The organism is Promicromonospora sp. MEB111 (assembly GCF_030209445.1).
Taxonomy (GTDB): Bacteria; Actinomycetota; Actinomycetes; order Actinomycetales; family Cellulomonadaceae; genus Promicromonospora.
The window spans coordinates 121,151-142,181 of the sequence record NZ_JARVSD010000002.1; the positions used below are offsets into that span (position 1 = coordinate 121,151).

18 protein-coding genes are annotated in these 21,031 nt (G+C 73.9%); 9 read left to right on the top strand and 9 right to left on the bottom strand.

Translation table 11 applies throughout. The features are described from left to right. Positions 1 to 15: 15 nt before the first annotated feature. A complete protein-coding gene (locus QRN56_RS01775; protein ID WP_285100751.1) occupies positions 16 to 606 on the top strand; it encodes a TetR/AcrR family transcriptional regulator in 591 nt (196 codons plus the stop codon). A 6-nt stretch (positions 607 to 612) separates the two neighbouring features. On the opposite strand, the gene QRN56_RS01780 is transcribed toward QRN56_RS01775, so the two are convergent. After that, the gene (locus QRN56_RS01780) at positions 613 to 1,389 is read right to left on the bottom strand and encodes an ABC transporter permease (protein WP_285100752.1); all 777 of its coding nucleotides are present in this window, start codon (positions 1,387 to 1,389) and stop codon (positions 613 to 615) included. After that, a complete protein-coding gene (locus tag QRN56_RS01785) occupies positions 1,386 to 2,150 on the bottom strand; it encodes an ABC transporter ATP-binding protein (protein WP_285100753.1) in 765 nt (254 codons plus the stop codon). The genes QRN56_RS01780 and QRN56_RS01785 overlap by 4 nt, the downstream gene beginning before the upstream one ends. 114 nt (positions 2,151 to 2,264) lie before the next feature. Here QRN56_RS01785 and QRN56_RS01790 point away from each other — a divergent pair, with 114 nt between their 5' ends. Together QRN56_RS01790 and QRN56_RS01795 are read left to right on the top strand one after the other, a co-directional pair. Then, complete coding sequence (locus tag QRN56_RS01790) at positions 2,265 to 3,365, top strand: histidine kinase (protein ID WP_285100754.1); 1,101 nt, start codon at positions 2,265 to 2,267, stop codon at positions 3,363 to 3,365. Further along, positions 3,362 to 4,006, top strand: coding sequence for a response regulator (locus tag QRN56_RS01795; protein WP_285100755.1), 645 nt, complete (start codon positions 3,362 to 3,364; stop codon positions 4,004 to 4,006). The genes QRN56_RS01790 and QRN56_RS01795 overlap by 4 nt, the downstream gene beginning before the upstream one ends. A 13-nt stretch (positions 4,007 to 4,019) precedes the next feature. On the opposite strand, the gene QRN56_RS01800 is transcribed toward QRN56_RS01795, so the two are convergent. The 6 genes from QRN56_RS01800 to QRN56_RS01825 form a co-directional block, all read right to left on the bottom strand. Continuing rightward, a complete protein-coding gene (locus QRN56_RS01800) occupies positions 4,020 to 5,207 on the bottom strand; it encodes an AI-2E family transporter (RefSeq protein ID WP_285100756.1) in 1,188 nt (395 codons plus the stop codon). Positions 5,208 to 5,417: 210 nt separating this feature from the next. Next, on the bottom strand, positions 5,418 to 6,458 hold the full coding sequence (locus QRN56_RS01805) for a 1-aminocyclopropane-1-carboxylate deaminase (RefSeq protein ID WP_285100757.1): 1,041 nt from the start codon (positions 6,456 to 6,458) through the stop codon (positions 5,418 to 5,420). Positions 6,459 to 6,462: 4 nt separating this feature from the next. Next, positions 6,463 to 7,143, bottom strand: a complete 681-nt coding sequence (locus tag QRN56_RS01810) for a GntR family transcriptional regulator (RefSeq protein ID WP_285100758.1) — start codon at positions 7,141 to 7,143, stop codon at positions 6,463 to 6,465. A gap of 137 nt (positions 7,144 to 7,280) precedes the next feature. Continuing rightward, the gene (locus tag QRN56_RS01815) at positions 7,281 to 8,885 is read right to left on the bottom strand and encodes an N-acyl-D-amino-acid deacylase family protein (RefSeq protein ID WP_285100759.1); all 1,605 of its coding nucleotides are present in this window, start codon (positions 8,883 to 8,885) and stop codon (positions 7,281 to 7,283) included. Continuing rightward, positions 8,869 to 10,122, bottom strand: a complete 1,254-nt coding sequence (locus QRN56_RS01820; protein WP_285100760.1) for a glycoside hydrolase 5 family protein — start codon at positions 10,120 to 10,122, stop codon at positions 8,869 to 8,871. The genes QRN56_RS01815 and QRN56_RS01820 overlap by 17 nt, the downstream gene beginning before the upstream one ends. Positions 10,123 to 10,142: 20 nt before the next feature. After that, a complete protein-coding gene (locus QRN56_RS01825; protein WP_285100761.1) occupies positions 10,143 to 11,195 on the bottom strand; it encodes a LacI family DNA-binding transcriptional regulator in 1,053 nt (350 codons plus the stop codon). A 158-nt stretch (positions 11,196 to 11,353) separates the two neighbouring features. Between QRN56_RS01825 and QRN56_RS01830 the strand changes: the two genes are divergently transcribed. The 6 genes from QRN56_RS01830 (at position 11,354) to QRN56_RS01855 (ending at position 19,207) form a co-directional block, all read left to right on the top strand. Further along, positions 11,354 to 12,640: an ABC transporter substrate-binding protein gene (locus tag QRN56_RS01830; RefSeq protein WP_285100762.1), complete on the top strand. Its 1,287-nt coding sequence runs from the start codon at positions 11,354 to 11,356 to the stop codon at positions 12,638 to 12,640. 29 nt (positions 12,641 to 12,669) lie between these two features. Further along, positions 12,670 to 13,605: a carbohydrate ABC transporter permease gene (locus QRN56_RS01835; RefSeq protein ID WP_285100763.1), complete on the top strand. Its 936-nt coding sequence runs from the start codon at positions 12,670 to 12,672 to the stop codon at positions 13,603 to 13,605. 43 nt (positions 13,606 to 13,648) lie between these two features. Further along, positions 13,649 to 14,500: a carbohydrate ABC transporter permease gene (locus QRN56_RS01840; RefSeq protein WP_285100764.1), complete on the top strand. Its 852-nt coding sequence runs from the start codon at positions 13,649 to 13,651 to the stop codon at positions 14,498 to 14,500. Then, a complete protein-coding gene (locus QRN56_RS01845) occupies positions 14,497 to 16,818 on the top strand; it encodes a glycoside hydrolase family 3 N-terminal domain-containing protein (protein ID WP_285100765.1) in 2,322 nt (773 codons plus the stop codon). The genes QRN56_RS01840 and QRN56_RS01845 overlap by 4 nt, the downstream gene beginning before the upstream one ends. Beyond that, positions 16,815 to 18,107, top strand: coding sequence for a glycoside hydrolase family 125 protein (locus QRN56_RS01850; RefSeq protein WP_285100766.1), 1,293 nt, complete (start codon positions 16,815 to 16,817; stop codon positions 18,105 to 18,107). The genes QRN56_RS01845 and QRN56_RS01850 overlap by 4 nt, the downstream gene beginning before the upstream one ends. 146 nt (positions 18,108 to 18,253) lie before the next feature. After that, positions 18,254 to 19,207: a patatin-like phospholipase family protein gene (locus QRN56_RS01855; RefSeq protein ID WP_285100767.1), complete on the top strand. Its 954-nt coding sequence runs from the start codon at positions 18,254 to 18,256 to the stop codon at positions 19,205 to 19,207. A gap of 42 nt (positions 19,208 to 19,249) precedes the next feature. Here QRN56_RS01855 and QRN56_RS01860 read toward each other — a convergent pair whose 3' ends face one another. Then, positions 19,250 to 20,917, bottom strand: a complete 1,668-nt coding sequence (locus QRN56_RS01860) for a helix-turn-helix transcriptional regulator (RefSeq protein ID WP_285100768.1) — start codon at positions 20,915 to 20,917, stop codon at positions 19,250 to 19,252. Between the last annotated feature and the right edge of the window lie 114 nt (positions 20,918 to 21,031).

The following is a 21,031-nucleotide window of genomic DNA, read 5'->3' on the forward strand; positions in this document are numbered from 1 at the left end:
ACCTAGACTGGAGCCATGGTCAGATGGCAGCCCGGGACGAGCGAACGACTGCAGGCCGCCGCGCTGGACCTCTTCGCGAGCCAGGGCTACGAGCAGACGACGGCCGCGGAGATCGCGCAGTCCGTCGGCCTGACCGAACGCACCTTCTTCCGGCACTTCAGCGACAAGCGCGAGGTGCTGTTCCACGGGCAGCAGCTCCTGGTCGACGCGTTCCTCGCCGGGATGGCGGCGGCGCCGGACGACGCCACGCCGATGGAGCTGGTCGCGGCCGCGCTGGAGTCGGCGGCCGAGTTCTTCCCGGACGAGCGCCGCGAGCACTCCCGGCTGCGGCAGACCGTGATCGACCAGAACCCGGCACTGCAGGAGCGGGAGCGGCACAAGCTGTCGGTGCTGGCGGCGACGGTCGGCGAGGCGCTGCGCGCCCGGGGCGTCACGGAGCCGGCGGCCACCCTCGCGGCGGAGTCGGGCGCCACGGTGTTCGGCGTCGCCTTCACGCAGTGGATCGCGCCGGGCGAGACCCGGCCCATCACGCAGATCGAGCGCGCGGTGCTCGCCGAGCTGCGCGGCCTGGCCGCCGTCGGACCCGGCCCTGCCGCCGGGGACTGACGCCGGTCAGCCCCAGCGGAACAGCAGCGCCGCGGTCACCGAGCCGACGACCACCGTCACGCCCAGGCTGATCAGGTGCACGGGCTCGACGGGAGCCCCCACCCAGGCCGCCGCGAGCGCCTGGACCGCCGCCCCGAAGGGCAGCCGTTCGCCGACGGCGGCGAACGGCTCGGGCAGGCTGCCGGGGCCGCCGAACATGCCGCCGAGGGCACCGAGCGCGAAGAAGCCGACGAGCCCGATCGCGACGGCCGAGTTGGGCGTGGGCGCTACGGCGGCCACGATCATCCCGACGGCGTACATCGCCGCCATCGCGAGGGCGTAGACCCCGACGGCCGTGGCGGGATGCGCGGGCGGGCTCGCACCGAAGCCGAGGAACGCCACGCCGAGGGCGAGCGCCAGCCCGAGGACCGTCTGGAGCACACTGACGATCACCTGGGCGACGAGCACCATCGCGGGTGACGCCGGGGTGACGGCGAGCCGGCGCAGGATGCCGCTGTGGCGGTAGTAGGCCAGGAAGCTCGGCATGTTGATGACGCCGATGGTCGCCATGACCATCGTGAGCACCAGGGGCAGCACGTACGCCTCCAGGGCGGAGAACCCGGCGACCACCTCCTGGTCGCCGGCCGCGTGGGCGCTCGTCAGGAGGATCAGGAGCGGCAGGCCGAGGGGGACGACGAGGCCGGCGGTGTCCCGCGCGACCATCTTGGCCTCGCAGACCACGAGGGTGAGCCAGGCCCTCGGGCCCGGCCGCCGGACGGTGACAGGGGTGGCGATGGTGCTCATTCGGCTGCCTCCAGCTGCTTTCCGGTGAGGGCGACGAACGCGTCGTCGAGGGTGTCCGCGCCCGCTCGCGCGGTCAGCTCTCCCGGCGGTCCGACGGCGACCAGCCGGCCGGCGTCGAGCAGCGCGACCCGGTCGCAGAGCCGTTCGACCTCCTCCATCGCGTGGCTGACGAGCACGATCGTCACGCCCTCGTCGCGCAGGCGCTCGACGGTCGCCCACATGCGGCGGCGGGCGAGCGGGTCGAGCCCGGTCGTGAGCTCGTCGAGGATCACGACTCGCGGCCGGCCCACCATCGCGAGCGCGATGGAGACCCGCTGCTGCTGGCCGCCGGACAGCTTCTCGAACCGCACGCGCCGCTGCTCCTCCAGGCCCACCAGGTCGAGGAGCTCGGCAGCCGGGCGCGGGTCGGGGTAGAAGCTGCGGTACAGGTCCAGCAGCTCGGCCACCGTGAGCGCGCCGTGCAGGTAGGCCGCCTGGAGCTGCACGCCCAGCACCTGGCACACCTTCGCCCGGTCCCGCCGCGGGTCGAGGCCCAGCACGCGGACGCTCCCCCGGTCCGGCCGGCGCAGCCCCGCGATCATCTCGACCGTGGTGGTCTTGCCCGCGCCGTTGGTGCCGAGAACACCGAGCACCTCCCCGGCGTCGACCCGCAGGCTGACGTCGTCGACGGCAACCTTGTCGCGGTACCGCTTGACGAGACCCTCGGCCAGGATCGCCGGCGCTCGCCCGCCGGTGCCGCTCCCGTTCGTGTCGCTGCTCATGTCCGACGACGCTAGGCGCCGGGCCCGGGCGCGCACCTGTGCCGTTGGTCAGGGATGTGAACCATGACTTTCGGCACGGGCGGGGTCGGGCGCGCCGACCGTAGGGTGGCTGTCATGCGGCGCCTGGGGACCGAGGAGTGGTCGGGTCTCGCGATGCTCGTGGTCGCGCTGGCCCTGGCCGGGCCGGTGCTGTTCGGGTACGCGGCGCCGTCCGTGCCGCGTGGCTGGTGGATCGCGCTGTTCGTCCTCGTGATGGTGACCCTGCTGGGCTCCCTGATGCGGGAGAAGGCCGACCTGCTGCGGCACACGATGTTCGGGACTGCCGTCGTCGCGTCCTGGGCCGTGGTGCTCACCGCTCCGCAGGTCGGCCTCATGCCGGTGCTGCTGGTCGTCATCGCGAGCGTGAGCGTCTACGTCGCTCCGCTGGGGGTGGGCTTCGTCGTCGTGGCGCTGAACACCGTGGTGCTGGTCGTGCTCGCGACCCTGCGCGACGACGGGCTCGCCGACGCCCTGGTGGGTGTCGGTTTCTACCTGCTCATCCAGCTCGCGACGATGCTGAGCTCGATGACGCTCGTCCGCGAGCAGCGCCTGCGCCGCGAGCTCAGCCAGGCGCACGTCGACCTGCGGGCGGCGTCGGCCCTGCTCACGGAGTCCGCGCGGACGGCGGAGCGGCTGCGGATCTCGCGCGACCTGCACGACCTCATCGGCCACCAGCTCACCGTGCTCACCCTGGAGCTGGAGGCGGCGCGGCACCGGGACGGCGCGCAGGCCCGCGACCACGTGGAGCGGGCGAACCGGGTGGCCCGCGACCTGCTGGCCGACGTCCGGGCGACGGTCGGCGAGCTGCGGACGGCGTCGTCGGACCTGACCGAGGCGTTCCGGCAGGTGGTGCGCGACCTGCCGGACCTGGACGTGTCGATCGCCGTCGGTCCGGACGTGCAGGTGGACGAGGAGCAGACGGCGGCCCTGGTCCGTGCCGTGCAGGAGATCGTCACCAACACCCTGCGGCACGCCGATGCCCGTGCGCTGCGGATCGCGGTGGCCGCCGGACCCGGCGGCGTCGTCCTGACCGCGCTGGACGACGGCCGCGGGTTCCACGAGCTGGTGCCCGGCAACGGGCTGCGCGGCCTGGCGGAGCGGTTCGAGGCCCTGGGCGGCGGCGTCGAGTTCGACGGCGCCGACGGCTTCCGGGTCACGGCGCGGGTGCCGACGTGACCCGCGTCGTCATCGTCGACGACCAGACGCTGGTGCGGCACGGCATCCGGGCCCTCCTGGAGATCGCCGACGTCGACGTGGTGGGCGAGGCCGACGACGGCGCGGCCGCGCTGGAGGTGATCGCCGCGACCGAACCCGACGTGATCCTGCTGGACCTGCGGATGCCGCGCCACGACGGCCTCTGGACCCTGGGCCGGCTGCGGGAGCTGGGCAGCGACGTGCCCGTGCTGGTGCTCACCACGTTCGACGACGACACGCTCGTGCTCGACGCGCTGCGCTCCGGCGCGCGCGGGTACCTGCTCAAGGACGTGACGGTCGAGCAGCTCACCCGGGCGGTGCACGCGCTGGCCGGCGGCGGGACCCTCGTGGCGCCGTCGATCACGGACCGGATGCTGCGCGCGATCCGCGCCGTGCCGCCGGCGAGCGGCGCCGACGCGCTGCCGGTGCAGCGGCTGACCGACCGCGAGCTCGAGGTGCTGCGGCTCATGGCCGAGGGCTACACGAACCGCGAGATCTCCGGCGCGCTGTCCCTGGTCGAGGGCACGGTCAAGAACCACGTCTCGACCATCCTGCTCAAGCTCTCGGCGCGGGACCGGACCAACGCCGTGCTGCGGGCCCTGCACCTGGGCGTGCTCGGCTAGCGCGTCTCCTGGCCTAGCGCATCTCCTGGTACGGGATCACCACGCGCTTGATGACCAGCAGGCCCGCCGCCGCCACCGGGACCGCGACGAGGGCCCCGAGGATGCCGCCGAGCGCCGCGCCCGCCAGGGCCGCGACGATGACCAGGACGCCGGGCATCGACACCGCGCGGCTCATCACGCGCGGGGACAGGACGTACGCCTCGACCTGCATGTAGACCAGCAGGCACGCCCCGACGACGATCGCGGCGACGGGGCTCACCGTCAGCGTCGCGAGCGTCACGAGGATGGACCCGATGACCGTGCCCACCACGGGGATCAGGGCCGCGACGAACGCGATGACGGCGAGCAGGATCGGGGCCGGGCTGCCCGCGAACAGGGTGAGCACCAGCGTGAACGTGGCGTTGATGGTCGCCAGGATGAGCTGCCCGGAGACGTACCGGCCCACGGAGTCCAGCACCTCGTCCAGGAGCGACCCGGTCATCTCCCGTCGGGAGCGCGGCACCAGGCGCAGGACGGCGGCGACCATGGTCGGCAGCGTCAGGGCGAAGTAGATGGTCAGGGCCGTGACGATGATGACCGCCGTGACGCCGTTGATCAGCCCGGTGCCGACCTGCAGCACGCCGCCGGCGATCGCCGAGAGCTGTCGCGGGTCGCTGAGCAGGTCGGTCAGCGAGGACAGCAGCCCGTTCAGGTCGAGGGCGCCGAGGTTGCTGGTCGCCCACGCGTACCAGGCCTGGTCGGGCAGTGTGCGCAGCAGGTCCACGAGCTGGGTGCCGAAGCTGCTGACCTGCGGGACGGCGATCGGCAGCACCGCTACGACGACCAGCGCGATCACCACCAGCGACCCGACGACCATCACCGTCGCCGCCACCCAGCGGGGCAGACCCCGGTCGGTCAGGGTCTCGATGCCGGGCTCCAGGGCCAGCGCCAGGAACAGCGCCAGCCCGACGTAGACGAGCACCGTCGCCACGGCGGACAGCGCGCCCAGCACCGCGAGTCCCGCACCGACCCCCAGCGTGGCGAGCATCGCGTAGCCGAACGGGTTGGCGGGCAGCCCCACCACGGCGCCGCCCCGGCCCGCGGGCCGCCCGCCCGCGATCCGCGCCGGTCGCGTGGGTGCCGCCGGGCGGAAGCTCGCGTCGAGGTCCCGCCCCCTGGGCAGGCGTGGCGGGGTGCCGGGGCGGTGCAGCAGGCGGGCCATGACGCTCCATCTCGATCCCGGGTGTCCGCGGTGAACATCCGGCGCGTGCCAAGCCTCCCCGAAAGCGGCCTGCTTGTCGCCGACTCGCGCGGCGGGTCTCCCTCGGCGCGCCCACCGAGGAGACCGCGCCCTGTGACAAGCTCAGCCAGCCGTCAGCACCTGCGACCGGTTCCCGGTGTCGTCGCCCGCGGGCACGACGCCGGGAGGCGCTCAGCCGAGCACGGGGCGGGTCTGCGTGAACAGGCCGCTGTAGGCGTTCAGGGCCGGCTGCCCGCCCAGGTGGGCGTACAGCACGTTGCTGGTCGCGGGGATGTCGCCGCTGGTCACGAGGTCGATCAGCCCGGCCATCGACTTGCCCTCGTAGACCGGGTCGATGATGACGCCCTCCAGCTCGCCGGTGAGCCGGATCGCGTCGAGCGTCGACTCCACCGGGATGCCGTACAGGTCGCCGGCCCAGCCGGGCAGCACGGTGATCTCGTCGTCCCGCAGCGGACGGCCGACGCCGATCAGGTCGGCCGTGGCGCGCGCGATCCGCGCGACCTGGTCACGCGTCTCGTCCAGCCTGGCGCTCGCGTCGATCCCGATGAGCCGGCGCGGCGGGCCGCCGGCCTCCTCCAGCGCCGCGAACCCGGCGATCATGCCGGCCTGGGTGGATCCCGTCACCGCGCAGACGACGATCGTGTCGAAGAAGACGCCGAGCTCGCGCTCCTGCTCCTGGACCTCGTACGCCCAGCGGGCGAAGCCGAGACCGCCGAGCCGGTGGTCGGAGGCGCCCGCCGGGATCGCGTACGGCGTGCCGCCGCGCTCCTTGACGTCCTCGATCGCGCGGGACCAGGAGTCCTTGAAGCCGATGCCGAAGCCGGCCGGGTCGAGCCGCACCTCCGCGCCCATGATGCGGCTGAGCATGATGTTGCCGACCCGGTCGGCCACGGAGTCGGGCCAGTCCACCCAGTTCTCCTGCACCAGCACGGCCTTGAGGCCGAGCGACGCGGCGACGGCCGCGACCTGGCGCGTGTGGTTGGACTGGTAGCCGCCGATCGACACCAGCGTGTCCGCGCCCTGTGCGAGCGCCTCCGGGACGAAGTACTCCAGCTTGCGGGTCTTGTTGCCGCCGTAGGCGAGGCCCGCGTTGCAGTCCTCCCGCTTGGCCCAGACCGACGCGCCCCCGAGGTGGGCGGTGAGCCGCGGCAGCGGGTGGACGGGGCTGGGCCCGAAGGTGAGCGGGTGGCGGGGGAAGTCGGACAGGGCCATGGGTCTACTCCTCGCGGGCGGGCTGGTCGGTGTCGGCGTCCGTGTCGGTGGGCAGGGTGCTCCACGTGTCGAAGGCGACCGCCGCCGCCCCTTCCGCCTCCCCGGCGGCGCAGAGCCGGATCAGCTCCTCGTGCCGGGCGAACGACGCGCGCCCGCCCAGCGAGGAGAACCGCAGGCGTTCCGCGCGCCGCAGCACCGGCGTGAACTGGTCGAGCACGGACGACAGCGCCCGGTTGGCCGCCACCGTCACGGGCACGCCGTGCAGCGCGTCGTCGGCACGCAGGGCCGCCTCGACGTCGCCCCGTTCGATCGCCTCGCGGAACTCGCGCTCGGCCGCGCGCATCGCGTCGAGGTCGGCCTCCGTGAGACCCGGCACCGCCGCTCGCACGGCCACCTCGTGCATCGCGGCGACGACGTCGCGCGCACCGCGCACCTCACGCAGGTCCAGCGAGCTCACGGTCGTCGAGCTGCCCGGCCGGGCCACGACCAGCCCGGCCTCGGCCAGGCGCAGCAGCGCCTCCCGCACGGGCGTCCGGCTGACGCCGAGCCAGGCCGCGAGCTCGACGTCGCGCAGCTGCTCCCCCGGCGCCAGGCTGCCGTCGACGATCGCGTCGCGCAGCCGGCCGTAGACGTCGTCACGCAGCAGCCGGCGATCGATCGCGGGCACAGTTCTCGGAATGGGCATGCAATATATTACATACATCGAACCGCGTTCTGGCAAGACCGGTGCACCTCTGCCAGGCACCCCTGACGAGACGTGCGCACCCCTCGCGGGGGCGCGGTGCGCTTGGCACACTATTACCGCCGGTTCGACACCTCCCGTCAGCGCGGAGCGTGCCGCAGCGCCCCGCCCGGGCGCGCGGCGGTGCGCGCGCCCTCCTCGATCACCGGGACGCCGCCCACGAGCACCCACGGGATGCCCGCCGCGGTCAGGCGCGGCTCGTCCGGGGCCGCCCGGTCGGCGACGGCGGCGGGGTCGAAGAGCACGACGTCGGCCACGTGGCCCTCGGCGATCCGGCCGCGGTCGTGCAGGCCGAGCCTGGCCGCGGGCCGGGCCGACAGGTGCACGATCATCTCGGCGAGCGACAGCACGCCCTCCTCGCGCACGTACCGGCCGAGGTACCGCGGGAAGGTCCCGGAGCCGCGCGGGTGCGGCTTGGCGCCGACCAGGATGCCGTCGCTGCCGCCCGTGTGCCGGGGGTGGCGCATGATCTCGCGGACGTTCTGCTCGTCGCCCACGTGCTGCAGGATGCTCGTGCCGAGCCGGTCCGCGACCAGCAGGTCGAGGAACACCTCGGCCGGCGGCCGGCCCTCGTCGAGCGCGATCCGGGCCACGGTGCGACCGACCCGGTCACCGAGGGCGGCGTCGCGCACCCCGGCGATCTCGATGGTGTCCCAGTCGACGGGCACGCCGTGGCAGCCGTCGCTGCCGACGACCTCGACCTCGTGCGTGATCCAGGCGCGCTCGGCGGGGTCGCCCAGGCGGGCGAGCGTCCGCTCCGGCCCACCCACGGCCGCGCGGCTCGGGAGCAGCGCGGACAGCGTGGTGGAGCCGGGCAGGTAGGGGTAGGTGTCGAGCGTGATGTCCACGCCGTCGGCGACCGCCCGGTCCACGAGGGCGAGCAGCTCCCCCGCGCGGCCGCGGTTCTCGGGGAAGTTCATCGTCGCGTGCGTCAGGTGCAGGGCGCACCGCGAGCGCCGCGCGACGTCGACCATCTCGGCGTACGCCCCGATCGCGCCCGCGCCGTAGGACCGCTGGTGCGGGGCGTAGAAGCCGCCGCGCTCCGCGACCACCTCGCACAAGGCGACGAGCTCGTCGGTGTCGGCGAACATCCCGGGCACGTACGTGAGCCCGGACGAGAGGCCGAACGCGCCCTCCCGCAGGCCCTGGTCCACCTGGGCGCGCATCTCCGCGATCTCCGCGGGGGTGGCGCGCCGGTCGCCCGTGCCGACGACGTTCATCCGCACGGTGCCCTGTGGCACCAGGTAGGCGACGTTCGTCGCGCTGCCGCGCCGGTCCACCTCCGCCAGGTACTCCGCGACGGAGCGCCAGGAGAAGTCGACGCCGTCCGGGATGCCGTTCCAACCCGCGATCTGCTCGCGGACCAGCGCCATCGTCTCGTCGGTGACGGGCGCGTAGGAGATCCCGTCCTGCCCCACCACCTCGGTGGTCACGCCCTGCGTGACCTTGGCGAGGTGGTCGCCGTCCGCCAGGACGGCCAGGTCGGAGTGGGCGTGCATGTCGATGAACCCGGGGGCCACGGCCAGGCCGTCGGCATCGACGACCCGCGCGCCGGGCGCGTCGATCCGCCCGCCGACGGCGGCGATCCGGCCGGACCGCACCAGCACGTCGCCGGTGACCGGCTCCGCCCCGCTGCCGTCGACGACCAGACCGCCGCGCAGGAGCAGGTCAGCCCGCGTCGACACGGACGAGCTCCCGGATGCCGCGGGCCTCCAGCGCCGCGGGGTCCGCGGCTGCGGCGCTCGTCACGACGGTGACCTCCACACCCTCCTCGCGCAGCGCGTGCCAGCGCTCGAAGACCGCCCCGCCGGGACCGAGGGACGGCCGGGACAGGGGCAGGTCGTCTTCGTCGACGTCGACCACCACCGCCGTCGCCCGCCCGGGGCCTGCCGGACGCGCACCCGCCGCACGCGCCTCCGCGACCACCTCGGCGAACCGGCGGCCGAGCGGCTTGACCCGGTTCTCGGTGTCGAGCAGGCCCAGCGAGTACTCCAGGTCCTTGTAGTCGCCCAGCTCGCGCGTCACGTCGTGCGAGCACCACCACGTGACCGCGTAGAGGTCGTCCGTGGTGAGCGCCGCCTCGATGGTGCGCGCGCAGAACTCGGGCATCTCCGCCTCGGCGAGGTTCATCGACGGCGCGCCGACCTCCTGCAGCCAGACGGGCCGGCGGGGCTCGGCGGCGAACGCCTTGGACAGCTCGATCATCCACTCGGCGTGCCGCACCGACTGCGGCGACAGCGCGCCGTAGGTCGCGGCCGTCCCGTTGAAGATCCAGGAGTGCACGGTGGTCACGTCGCCCAGGCGGGAGGCGTGCACCGGCACGAACGGGTGCTCGTCGCGGTACCAGAGGTGGTCGTTCTCGCTGTGCGTCACGAGGTGCCGCGGATCACGGTCGCGCGGGGCCTCCAGCAGCGACGTCAGCCAGTGCGTCACCTCGTCGCGCTTGGCGGGCATCGCGGCCGGGTTGGGCCGCTGGAACTGGTTGAGCTCGTTGCCGAGCGTGAGCCCCAGGAAGTTCGGCTTGTCGCGGACGGCGTCGTAGACCGCGGCGACGAGGGCCGCCTGCGCCTCGATCGCAGGCTGGTCGGTGAACATGTTGCCGTCGTGCCAGTTCACGAGCCACGCCGGCACGAAGTCGAAGCCGGACATGTGGCCCTGGATCACGTCGACCGCGATGTCCAGGCCCTGCTCGGCCGCGAGGTCGGCCACGAGCGCGATGTCGTCGAGCGCCCGCTGCCGGATCAGGGTGCGGTTGGGCTGCAGCACGGGCCACAGGGGGAACACCCGCACGTGGTCGACGCCGAGCGCCGCGATCGCCTCGAAGTCGGCGCGCACTACGTCCGGATCGATCGCCATCCACTGGAACATCCAGTCCTTCGACGGGGTGTAGTTGACGCCGAAACGCGGTGTGGTCGTGGTCAAGGGCCTGCCTCTCAGGTGACTCAGGATGCCCGGGCGTCGCAGCCCGGGCAGGGGTGATCAGGCGCGGGCGCCGCGGACGTCGACTCGCGCACCATGAGCTGGCGCCCGCCGACCGTCTGCGACGTGACGTCCTCGCCCCGCACGAGCCGCTCCAGGAGGGCGACGGCGGTGCGGGCGCTCTCCTCGACCGGCGCGTCGAGCGCGGTCAGGCGCGGGCGCACGAGGGTGGAGACCCAGGAGTCCTCCCAGGCCACCACGGAGAGCTGCCCGGGGACGCTCACCCCGAGCTCGGGCGCGTGCGCGACGATCTCGGCGGCGATCACCTCGCTGTCGACGATGATCGCCGTGACGTCGCCGATCCGGCCCAGCAGGTCGGCCACGGGGTCGGTCGCCGTGGCGTCCCACACCGCGTAGGACGGCTCGACGCCGCACTCGGCGGCCGCCGCTGCGAACCGCCGGTCGCGGGCCTGGGTGTGCGCGAGGCCGGGCGCGTCGTTGATCCGCGCGACCCGGCGGTGGCCGAGCTCGGTCAGGTGGGTCAGCACGGCCGCGAACGCGGCGTCGTCGCGCACCGTCACCGCGGGGACCGCGGCGTCCACGGGCGCGCCGAGCACCACCGCGGGCGCCCCGAGCTGCCCGACGAGGTCGAGCCGCGGATCGTTCGTCCGGGCGTCGACCAGCAGGAACGCGTCGACCCGCTGCTCGGCCCACCACTCGCGGTAGACGCGCGCCTCGTCGTCGACCGCCACGAGCGTGAGCGAGAGCGACCAGCCGATGTCCGCCAGGGGCTGCGTGAGCCCGGCCAGCAGCCGCATGAAGAAGGGGTCGCGACCGAAGGTGTCGCTCGCGCGGGCGATCACCAGCCCGAGGCTGCGCCCGCCGCGGCCCGAGACCTTGCGGCTGGCGTAGTTGGGGCGCCAGTTGAGCTCGTCGGCGGCCTGGCGGATGCGCTCGGCGGTCGCGGCCGAGACGTTGGGCCGGCCGTTGAAGACGTGGGACACCGCGGACGGCGACACGCCGGCACGGCGAGCCACCGCGGCGATCGTTGCTCGTTTCGGGGGTGTTTCGGTCACGTGCCAGACACTACGGGGGTTGACCCTCGAAAGTAAAGCGGTATACATTCGCGGCCAGCCAGATTGTGTACCGCTTTACAAGGCCCGGCACGCGGATGTGCCCCGCCCGTCTCGATCGACACACCGAAGTCCCAGGTCGACAAGCTCCAGGAGGTTCCGTGTCCCACGGCATCAGCAGGCGCACCTTGTTGGGCGCCGCGCTCAGCGGCGGGATCATCACGCCGCTCCTCGCCGGGTGCGGGGCGCTCGTGCCCGCGTCCAGCGGCCCGAACGCCCTGACCGTGCACACGCAGATCAGCGGGGCCGTTGCCGGCGCCCAGGTGTTCTCCGACGTCGTCGCGGCGTACCAGCGCGCGACCGCGCGCCGGGTCGCGCTGCTGAAGAACGGCTCCGACCTGCCCATCGTGTTCGAGACGAGCACGCTGGCGGGCAAGGAGGCGGACGTCGCGATCGTCAACATGATGGGCCGCACGCTCTCCTGGACCCGCCTGGGCGCGACCGTGCCCGTGAACGACTACCTCGACGACTGGGGCCTGCGGGACGTGATCATCCCCGAGGCGCTGGCGGAGTGGACCGACGACGAGGGCCGGCTGCGCGCCTTCCCGTTCACCCGCACCAACTGGCCGGTGTCGTTCAACACCGGGCTGCTGGAGGAGGCCGGGGTGGGCGCCATCCCGACGACGTCCGACGAGCTGATCGCCGCCGCGGACGCGCTGCGCTCCCAGGGCATCGGCCCCGTCACCGTGGGCGGCTCCGACTGGAGCGGCCAGAAGATGTTCCTGCAGATCCTCCAGGGCTTCATCACCCAGGACGAGGCGCGCACCGTGTTCTCGACGGGCAAGATCTCGGAGAGCCCCGGCGCGATCGCCGGCGTGGAGCACTTCGTGGAGCTGCGCGACGCCGGCGTCTTCGTCGACAACGTCCAGGGCTACACGTCCGACTCGGAGCTCACGCAGTTCAACACGCGCAAGGCCGCCATCGTGCCGGCCATGTCGTCGGCCCTCGCGCTGGTGCCCAACGAGCGCGCGGCGGAGGTCACCGTGGGCGGCTGGCCCAAGCCGTCCGGCGGCGGCGTGCTGGAGCACCCGAGCGTCATCAGGAGCTTCAACGGCCACGGCATCTGGATCAGCGAGAACGGCCTGAAGAAGCTCGACCTCATCAAGCCGTTCGTGCAGAACCTGTACACCCCCGAGGTCACCGACGAGTTCATCCTCGGGTCCGGCCGCGACATGAGCCGCATCACCGACACCGTGAGCCGGGACTTCCCGCTGGTCGCCCAGGGCTCGCGCCTCACGGACGACGACGTGACGCCCGTGATGCTGCCCGACCTGCTCATCCCTGACGCCGTGTTCGAGCCGATGATCCAGGCGACCGCGCTCGCCTACGGGTCCGCGCCCGCCGACCGCATCATCGACGCCTTCGAGAAGTCATACCAGGCGGTCTGACCGCTCGAGCTGGGAAAGGACCCCCACCCATGACCGCGCTCCTCGACGCCGGCCGCCCCGAAACGACCGGTGACGGCACGACCGCCGCCCCCCGCACCCGCCGCCGCGGGACGATCCGCGACCGGTTCCCCGGCCTCGCCCTGCCCGCGCTGATCTGGTACGCGGTGTTCATGATCGGCCCCGTGGTCGCGATGTTCGTCATCGCGTTCCTCTCCTGGCCGGGCATGCTCACCACGCCGACGCCGGCGGGCCTCGACAACTTCGCCCGTGTCTTCGCCGACGAGACCTTCTGGACGGCGACCGCGAACTCGGCGATCCAGATCGTGGTGGGCCTGCCGATCATGATCGGCCTCGCTTTCCTCCTCGCGTTCTACGTGGTGCAGAAGCCGCGCGGCCACCGCGTGCTGCGGTACCTGCTGTTCATCCCGGCGCTCATCTCCGCCCCCGCGACGGCGATGGTGTTCTACGCGATGCTCAACCCGGACGGCCTGGTCAACGGCTTCCTGCGCCCGCTGGGCCTGGAGGGCAACGAGTGGCTCGCCGACCCGACCACCGCGCTCGGCGCCATCATCGCCGTGGAGCTGTGGAGCGGCATCGGCTACTCGGCGGTACTCATCGCCTCCCGGCTCGACGGCGTCGAGAGCGAGCTCGTGCAGGCCGCGCGGCTCGACGGCGCGGGCGACTGGCGGCTGGCCTGGCGCATGTACTGGCCCATCGCGCAGGACTTCATCGGCGTCGTCGCGATGCTGCAGTTCCTGTCCATGCTGTTCAACTCGGCGCAGACCGTGCTGCTGCTCACGCAGGGCGGCCCCGAGAACGCGACCACCACGCTCGCGTACCTCATCTACCGCAAGGCGTTCGTCGAGACCGACCTGGGCTACAGCCAGGCCGTCGGCGTCGTGCTCTTCGTGATCGGGCTGCTCGGGATGTGGGCGATCCGCCGCACGCTCCGCGCCACGCACTGATCCCGGACTCGAACCGCCTCCCGACCCCGCCCAGGAGAACCTCATGGCTCAGCGCACCGCACTCCCCCTGCGCGACCGCATCGGCTCGATCACGAGCGGCACGCTCGCGTGGATCTACGCCGCACTGCTGGTCATCCCCTTCTACTACTTCATCGTCTCGTCGTTCAAGACGAACGAGGAGATCTTCGAGTCGCCGCTCGCGTGGCCGACGACATTCGACCTCTCCAACTTCACGACGGCGATCCAGCAGGCCGACCTCGGCCTCGCGGTGGCCAACTCCGCGCTCACCACGGTCGCCGCGCTCGTCCTGACGCTGCTGCTCGCCCTGCCCGCGTCGTTCGCCCTGGCCCGGGCCCGCGGTCGCGCCGGAAAGATCGTCGAGAGCGTCTTCGCCCTCGGGTTCCTCATCCCGTCGTTCGCGGCGCTGTTCCCGACGTTCCTGCTGGCCGCGGCGCTCGGCCTGTTCCACACCCGCACGTTCGTGGTCTTCCTGCTGCCCGCGACGGCGCTGCCGCTGTCGATCGTCATCCTCACCTCGTTCATGCGCACCATCCCGCGCGAGCTCGAGGAGGCCGCGTCCATGGACGGCGCGTCCTCGCTCCAGGTGCTGCGGCAGGTCTATCTGCCCATCTGCGTGCCGGGCATCGCGACGGTGCTGCTGCTCAACTTCCTGTCGTTCTGGAACGCGTACCTGTACCCGCTGATCCTGATCGGCCCGGACACGGCGCAGCGCACCATCCAGGTGGCCCTGCCCACGCTCAAGGTCGACGCCGGCACCGACTACGGCGTGCTGATGGCCGGCACTCTGTTCACACTGTTGCCCGTGTACCTCGTCTACACCGTGCTCCAGCGCCAGATGCAGCGCGCGCTGCTGTCGGGGGCGGTCAAGGGATGACCCACCCCCGAGCCGCCGCGCTCCCGCTCGCCGCCCGCATCGGCCAGGTCAACCAGCGACTCAAGGGCTGGGAGGCCGTGCGGTGGGTCGACGGCGCTCCCCGCGTCACCGACGTGCTGCGGCGCGAGGTGGACCGCTGGGGCGGGCTCGGGGCGATCTACGGCGTGCTGCGCGCCGACCCGTGGTCGGCGGTGCGCTGGGACAACGGCATCCCGCCGGAGCGCAGCGCCGAGGCCTACGCCGCGGTCCAGGACCACGTCACCGCCTACGGCGACGGGATCCCGGTGCTGTTCGTGGAGGAGGCGCCGCACGGCCTCATGGCGCTCGGCGGCACCACGCTGCCCGTGAACCTCGCGCTCGGCGCGGGCATGGACGCGGACCTGACCGAGGAGCTGGCGGCCGCCGTCGCCGCCGAGGCGCGGGCCCGCGGCACGCACGTCGCCCTGGTCTCCGGCCTCGACGTGCTGCGCGACCCCCGCTGGGGCCGCGCGGAGGAGTGCTTCTCGGAGGACCCGGCCCTGGCCGCCCTGCTCGTCGCGGCGACGGTGCGCGGCATGCAGGGCACCACCTCGGCGGCCGATCCGATCGACACGGGGCACGTGGCCGTCGTGGCCAAGCACCTCGCCGGGCAGGGCGCGGGCATCGGCGGGCGCAACGGCTCCGGCGCGCCCGTCGGGCGGCGCGAGCTGGGCGAGATCCACCTGCGCCCCGCGTTCGCCGCGGCGCGTGCGGCCGTCGCCGGCTTCATGGCCGCGTACAACGACGTCGACGGCGTGCCGTGCACCGCCAGCGAGGAGCTGCTCACCGGCACGATCCGCGAGCGCTGGGGCTGGGACGGCGTGGTCATGGCCGACGGCACCGCGATCGACCGGCTTCGGGACAGCTCGCCCGACCCCGCCTTCGCCGCCGCGCTCGCCCTGCGGGCCGGCGTGGACCTCAGCCTCTGGGACGAGGCGTTCACGCACCTGGAGCCGGCGATCGAGCGGGGCCTGGTCGAGGAGGCGGTGCTCGACCGCGCCGCGGACCGGGTGCTGGCCCTCAAGCGGCGCCTCGGGCTGTTCGGGGCGCCCGCCACTGCTCCGCCTGAGGCGGAAGCGCCGGACGCACCCGCGGGGCGCGACCTCGTCGCGCTCGTGGACCGCGCCGCCCGCCAGTCCGTCGTGCTGGTGGACGACGGCGGCGTGCTGCCGCTGCACCCCGGCGCGACGATCGCCGTCGTGGGCCCGAACGCCGACGACCTGGACGCCCAGCTCGGCGACTACACGCCGCCGCGGCCTGTCCCGGACCCGGTCGCCTCGACGGTGCGCTCGGCGCTGACCGCGCGGTTCGGCGCCGACCGCGTGCGGTACGCGCAGGGCAGCCGCCTGCGCGGTCCCCTGGACGCACCGCACGCGGACGCCCCGGACGCGCTCGACGCCGTGCGGGCCGCGAGCGCCGGCACCGACGTGTGCGTCGTGGTGCTCGGCGGGACCAGCCGCCGCACGTACGACGACGAGTTCGCCGACAACGGCGCCGTCGACGGCCCTGCCCTGGACACCACGAACGGCGAGGGCGTGGACCTGTCGTCGGTGGCGCTGCCACAGGCGCAGCTCGACGTGGTCCGGGCGGCGCGGTCCGCCAGCACGCCGGTGGTCGCGGTCGTGCTGGACGGGCGTCCGCGGGCGCTCACCGAGCTCCGTTCCCTGGTCGACGCGATGCTCGTCGTGCCGTTCCCCGGCCCGGGCGGGGGCGCGGCGATCGTGGCCGCGCTGTGCGACGGCACGGCGTCCGGCCGGCTGCCCGCGACCTTCCCGGCCGCGGACGGCGTCATGCCGGTGGCGCACGACGAGCGGATGGAGACGGCGCGCGGCTACGTGGACACCGACGTGCTCCAGCGGCTCCCCCTGGGCACGGCGCTGCTGCCGGGCGTGACCGCGCGTCTGCGGGAGGCGGCGGCCTCCGCGGCGGCCACAGCGCTGTCCGTGCCTGCCGCCGCGCTGGCCGACGGCGGCGTGGTGAGCGTGACCGTCGAGGTGACCAACACGGGCGCGCACAACAGGTCGCTCCCGGTGCCGCTGTACGCGCGCCGGCACGAGCCGGGGATCCGGCCGCGCCGCCGTCAGCTCCTCGCCGTCCGGCGGGTGACCGTCGCGGCGGGTGACACCGCAGCGGTTGCGTTCGACCTCGGCCTGGACGAGCTGGGATCGTGGGCGACCGGCGCGCCGGTCGCCCAACCCGTCACCCTCAGCGTGTGGTGCACGCCGGAGTCGGACCCGCCCGCCGACGCCCTACCGGTCCGCGTGACCGACCAGAACGGAGCCACCCCGTGGGAGCGATGACCCGCACTCCCCTCGACCCCGCGATCACGACGACCCTGACGGAGGCCGCCGACCGCGTGCGCGCCACCTCGGGCACGCAGGTGGGCGACATGGTCGAGGCCGCGCTGCTGCGCACGCTCACCGACACGGTCACGATGGGCGACGACGGCACGGCGTTCGTGATCACCGGCGACATCCCGGCCATGTGGATGCGCGACTCGACGACGCAGCTCACGCCGTACCTGCGCTTCCTGGCGACGTGCCCGCCGCTGGCCGACCTGGTCGCCGCCGTGGTGCGGCGTCAGCTCGCGTGCCTGGACCACGACCCGTACGCGAACGCCTTCAACGACGGCCCGACGGGCGCGCGCTACGACCCGGACGACGTGTGCGACGACCCGCACGTGTGGGAGCAGAAGTACGAGATCGACAGCTTCGCCTACCCCGTCACGCTCGCGCACACGCTCTGGCGGACGACGGGCCGGGAGGACGTGTTCGACGGGCGCGCCCACCGGGTGCTGCGCACGATCGTGGACCAGCTCCGCGCCGAGCAGGACCACGACGCGTCGCCGTACCGGTTCCGGCGCGACACCGACATCCCGACCGAGACGCTCGCGCGCGACGGTCGCGGCACCGCCGTCGGCCGCACGGGCATGACCTGGAGCGGGTTCCGGCCCTCGGACGACGCGTGCACGTACGGGTACAACATCCCCGCGAACCTGTTCGCGGCGCAGGCGCTGCTCGCGATCCGCGACATCGCGGGCGAGGTGCTCGACGACGCCGCCCTGGCCGCCGACGCGCTGGCGCTGTCCGGCGAGCTCGTGGCCGGCGTCCGGGCGTTCGGCGTCGTCCACGGCGACGGCGCCCCGATCTACGCCTACGAGGTGGACGGGCTGGGCGGGGTGCTGCGCATGGACGACGCCAACACGCCGTCGCTGCTGTCGCTCCCGCTGGTCGCGCCGGACGTGCACGACGCGGACGTCTGGCGCGCGACCCGCGAGTTCGTGCTCAGCCCCGCCAACCCGTACTACGTGACCGGCACGGCGGCGAGCGGCATCGGCAGCCCGCACACCAAGCCGGGTCGCGTGTGGCCCATCGCGCTGGCCGTCGAGGCGCTCACGGGCACCCCGGAGGACCGGGTCCGCGTCCTCGGTGTGCTCACCCGGACCGACGGCGGTACCGGCCGCATGCACGAGGCGTTCGACGCCTCGGACCCGACCGCGTACTCGCGGCCGTGGTTCTCGTGGGCCGACTCGATGTTCTGCGAGGTGGCGCTCGTGGTGGCCGACGAGACGGCCCCTGACGTGTGCTAACGTCGTCGCGATCGTGAATCCGAGGCAGGAGGTGAGACCCGTGAACGCTGTATCCGTACCGGGCGCTCCCCCGCAGCCCACGATCGCGCGACTGCGCTAGTCGCCACCGGGAGCGCCCGCCAGGCAACTCGCGAGAGGCGACTCCCATGAACACCACACCTTCTTCTGCTCCACCTTCTTCTGCCCTGCCCTCCACGTCGGACACCGCCGCCCGTGAGCGCGCGCTCGTCCTCGGCGGCGGCGGCTCCACGGGCAACGCGTGGCTGCTCGGCGTCGTGGCCGGCCTGTTCGACGCCGGGCTGGACGTGACCACGGCCGACCTGACCGTCGGCACGTCGGCGGGGTCGACGGCCGCGGCGCAGCTCTCCGGCGCGACACCGGCCGAGCTGTACGCCGCGGCCCTCACCGCGCCGCCGTCAGCCTCGCCCCGGACCGCTCCGGCGGGAGCAGACGGCGGCCGGCACAGCACCCGGCCCGTGACCGACCACATGGAGCGGACGCGCCGGATCATCGAGGCCGCCGAGGACCCGGCCGACATGCGCCGCCGAATGGGCGCCCTGGCGCTCGACCTGCCCGGGTCGTCGGACGAGACGGTGCAGGCGCGGTGGCGCGCCACCGTCGCCGCGCGACTGCCCGCCCGGTCTTGGCCGGAGCGGACGGTGCTCCTCACGGCGGTCGACGCCGTGACCGGGGAGCCGGCCGTGTTCGACCGGACCAGCGGGGTCGACCTGGCGGACGCCGTCGCGGCGAGCTGCTCCAGCGGCTTCGCCTTCCGGATCGGTTCCGGCCGCTACATCGACGGCGGCTACCGGTCGGGCGCCGAGAACGCCGACCTGGCCGCCGGGTACGCCCGGGTGCTGGTGCTGTCGCCGTTCGGCGGCCGGAGCCGGACCCCGGCGGCCTGGGGCCTGGACCTCGCTGCCCAGGTCGCGGGCCTCCGCGCGGGCGGCAGCCGGGTCGAGACGATCTTCCCGGAGCCCGACGCCGAGCACCTGTTCGGCATCAACGCGATGGACGGGTCGCTGCGCCCGGCCGCCGCCCGGGCGGGCTACGACCAGGGCAGGGCCCGCGCCGGGGAGCTCGCCGAGCTCTGGCGCTGACCGCCGCGCACGCCCCGGGCCCCGCGCGGCGCCTGACCTCGGTCAGGCGCCGCGCGGGGTCTCCGGCGGGATCAGCCCGAGCTGGCCCGCGCGGGCGAGGGCGCTGGTGCGGTTCGACGCGTTGAGCTTGCGGTACACCTTGCGGACCTGGGTGCGCACGGTGTTGACCGAGACTCCGTGGTCCGCTGCGATCCGGACCGCGCTGTCGCCCGCGGCCAGCCCGACCAGCACCGCCCGCTCCCGCCGGGTGAGCAGCACGATCGGGCCTGAGACCGGGTGCCTGACGTCGTCGGGGGAAGCGCGGGTGATCCCCAGGTGCCGGGGGTCGAGACCCGTTCGGTGGCACAGGTCCAGCATCTCGTCCCGCGGGAACAGGGCGAACGGCGCCAGGAGCCCCTGCCGCCCGAGCTCGGCGGCGTGCAGGAAGCGCGCCCGTGCCTCGTCGAGCTCGCCCGAGCGCAGGTGCACGACGGCGATGACGAGCTGGAGCTCGAGCGCGTCCCGCGGCGTCACCGCCGCGTCACGCATCGCCCGCCCGGCGACCGTCAGCGCACCGTCCGTGTCACCGGCCAGGAGCCGCACCCGTGCCACGGGCGGCAGCAGCCGGCTGGCCCCGGCGGCCTCGGCGAGGGCCACCACCCGGTTGCCCTCGCCGGTCGCGGCGAGCAGGTCGGCGTGGGCCCGCAGCAGCACCGGGTGTGCGCCCGGGCCGGGGCGTGCCCCCATCCCGTGGGCGAAGCAGACGGCGTCGAGACCCAGCAGACCGTTCACGGGCTCGTCGAACGCCACCGCGTACGCCGCCCGGGCGGCCGCGAGGAAGGGCCAGAGATCGCCCGGGTCCTCCGCGCTGCCGGCCTGGTTCAGGGCCTCCCGCGCGGCATAGGGGTCCAGCCGGTCGATCGCCAGGAGAGCCCGTGCGATGACGGCGCCGAGCAGCAGGTGGTGCTCCAGCCACTCCGGGACCGGCCCGCACCGCCGGATGCGCTCCAGCCAGCTCTCGGCCATCGCGTGGTGCCCGCGCACCGCCGCCAGCAGCGCGAGGTTCGCGCACGCCGAGGCGCCCGCGAAGTGCTGGAACGGCGGTGGGCCAGCCTGTTCGTAGGCGCGGCGCAGGTGGCCGGTCGCGACGGCGGGATGCCCGGCCAGCATCGCCGTCACGCCCCGGTTCAGCGCGATGAGGCCCGGCCGGCCCACCCGGCGGTCGCCGCTCCAGGGCAGCGCCCCGGTGTCGTCGGTCCGGAGCAGGTGCTCCTCGACCCACGCACCGATGCCCTCGGCCGTCCGGTGCTGGCCACGCGTGCGCGCCGCGTGCATCGCGAGCACCCCGGCGGCGACCACGTCGCCGGGCCGCGTGAACGAGCGCAGCCGCTTGGACAGGCGCACGCCGTGCAGCTCGAACAGGCGCATCGTGGCGCGGAGCTGCGCGTCGTCGCGCGCCTCGGTGAGCTGGTAGGCCAGCACGCCCGCCATGAGCAGCCGCGGCCGCCGGGCGGCCATCGTGGCGGGCAGGCGTTCGAGCAGGCCGAGCAGCTCCGGGCCGAAGCGGGCGGGCAGCTCGAACCACCACACGTCCGCCAGGTCCTCGAGCGTGTCCAGGTCTCCGGAGGCGATGGCGCTCAGCACCCCGTGTTCGCCGTGGTCGTCCGCTCGGTCCTGTACCGCCTGGGTGTCCGGTTCGAGCGTGACAAGCCACTTCAGGTCGTCAGACAAGTCGTTGCGTCCCATTTCCACCAGGCCGTCGGCGCACTTTCGTGGCGGGGAATGCGGCCTGGAATGCCGGCCCGGCCACCCGGCGTGACCGCCCGGGCGCACGAGGGGCAACTC

Excerpts from the sequence above, each read along its gene's own strand:
- QRN56_RS01785 (WP_285100753.1), bottom strand. The coding sequence starts at position 2,150 with ATGAGCAGCGACACGAACGGGAGCGGCACCGGCGGGCGAGCGCCGGCG.
- QRN56_RS01775 (WP_285100751.1), top strand. The coding sequence starts at position 16 with ATGGTCAGATGGCAGCCCGGGACGAGCGAACGACTGCAGGCCGCCGCG.
- QRN56_RS01845 (WP_285100765.1), top strand. The coding sequence starts at position 14,497 with ATGACCCACCCCCGAGCCGCCGCGCTCCCGCTCGCCGCCCGCATCGGC.
- QRN56_RS01850 (WP_285100766.1), top strand. The coding sequence starts at position 16,815 with ATGACCCGCACTCCCCTCGACCCCGCGATCACGACGACCCTGACGGAG.
- QRN56_RS01840 (WP_285100764.1), top strand. The coding sequence starts at position 13,649 with ATGGCTCAGCGCACCGCACTCCCCCTGCGCGACCGCATCGGCTCGATC.
- QRN56_RS01790 (WP_285100754.1), top strand. The coding sequence starts at position 2,265 with ATGCGGCGCCTGGGGACCGAGGAGTGGTCGGGTCTCGCGATGCTCGTG.
- QRN56_RS01805 (WP_285100757.1), bottom strand. The coding sequence starts at position 6,458 with ATGGCCCTGTCCGACTTCCCCCGCCACCCGCTCACCTTCGGGCCCAGC.
- QRN56_RS01835 (WP_285100763.1), top strand. The coding sequence starts at position 12,670 with ATGACCGCGCTCCTCGACGCCGGCCGCCCCGAAACGACCGGTGACGGC.
- QRN56_RS01855 (WP_285100767.1), top strand. The coding sequence starts at position 18,254 with ATGAACACCACACCTTCTTCTGCTCCACCTTCTTCTGCCCTGCCCTCC.
- QRN56_RS01800 (WP_285100756.1), bottom strand. The coding sequence starts at position 5,207 with ATGGCCCGCCTGCTGCACCGCCCCGGCACCCCGCCACGCCTGCCCAGG.
- QRN56_RS01810 (WP_285100758.1), bottom strand. The coding sequence starts at position 7,143 with ATGCCCATTCCGAGAACTGTGCCCGCGATCGATCGCCGGCTGCTGCGT.
- QRN56_RS01780 (WP_285100752.1), bottom strand. The coding sequence starts at position 1,389 with ATGAGCACCATCGCCACCCCTGTCACCGTCCGGCGGCCGGGCCCGAGG.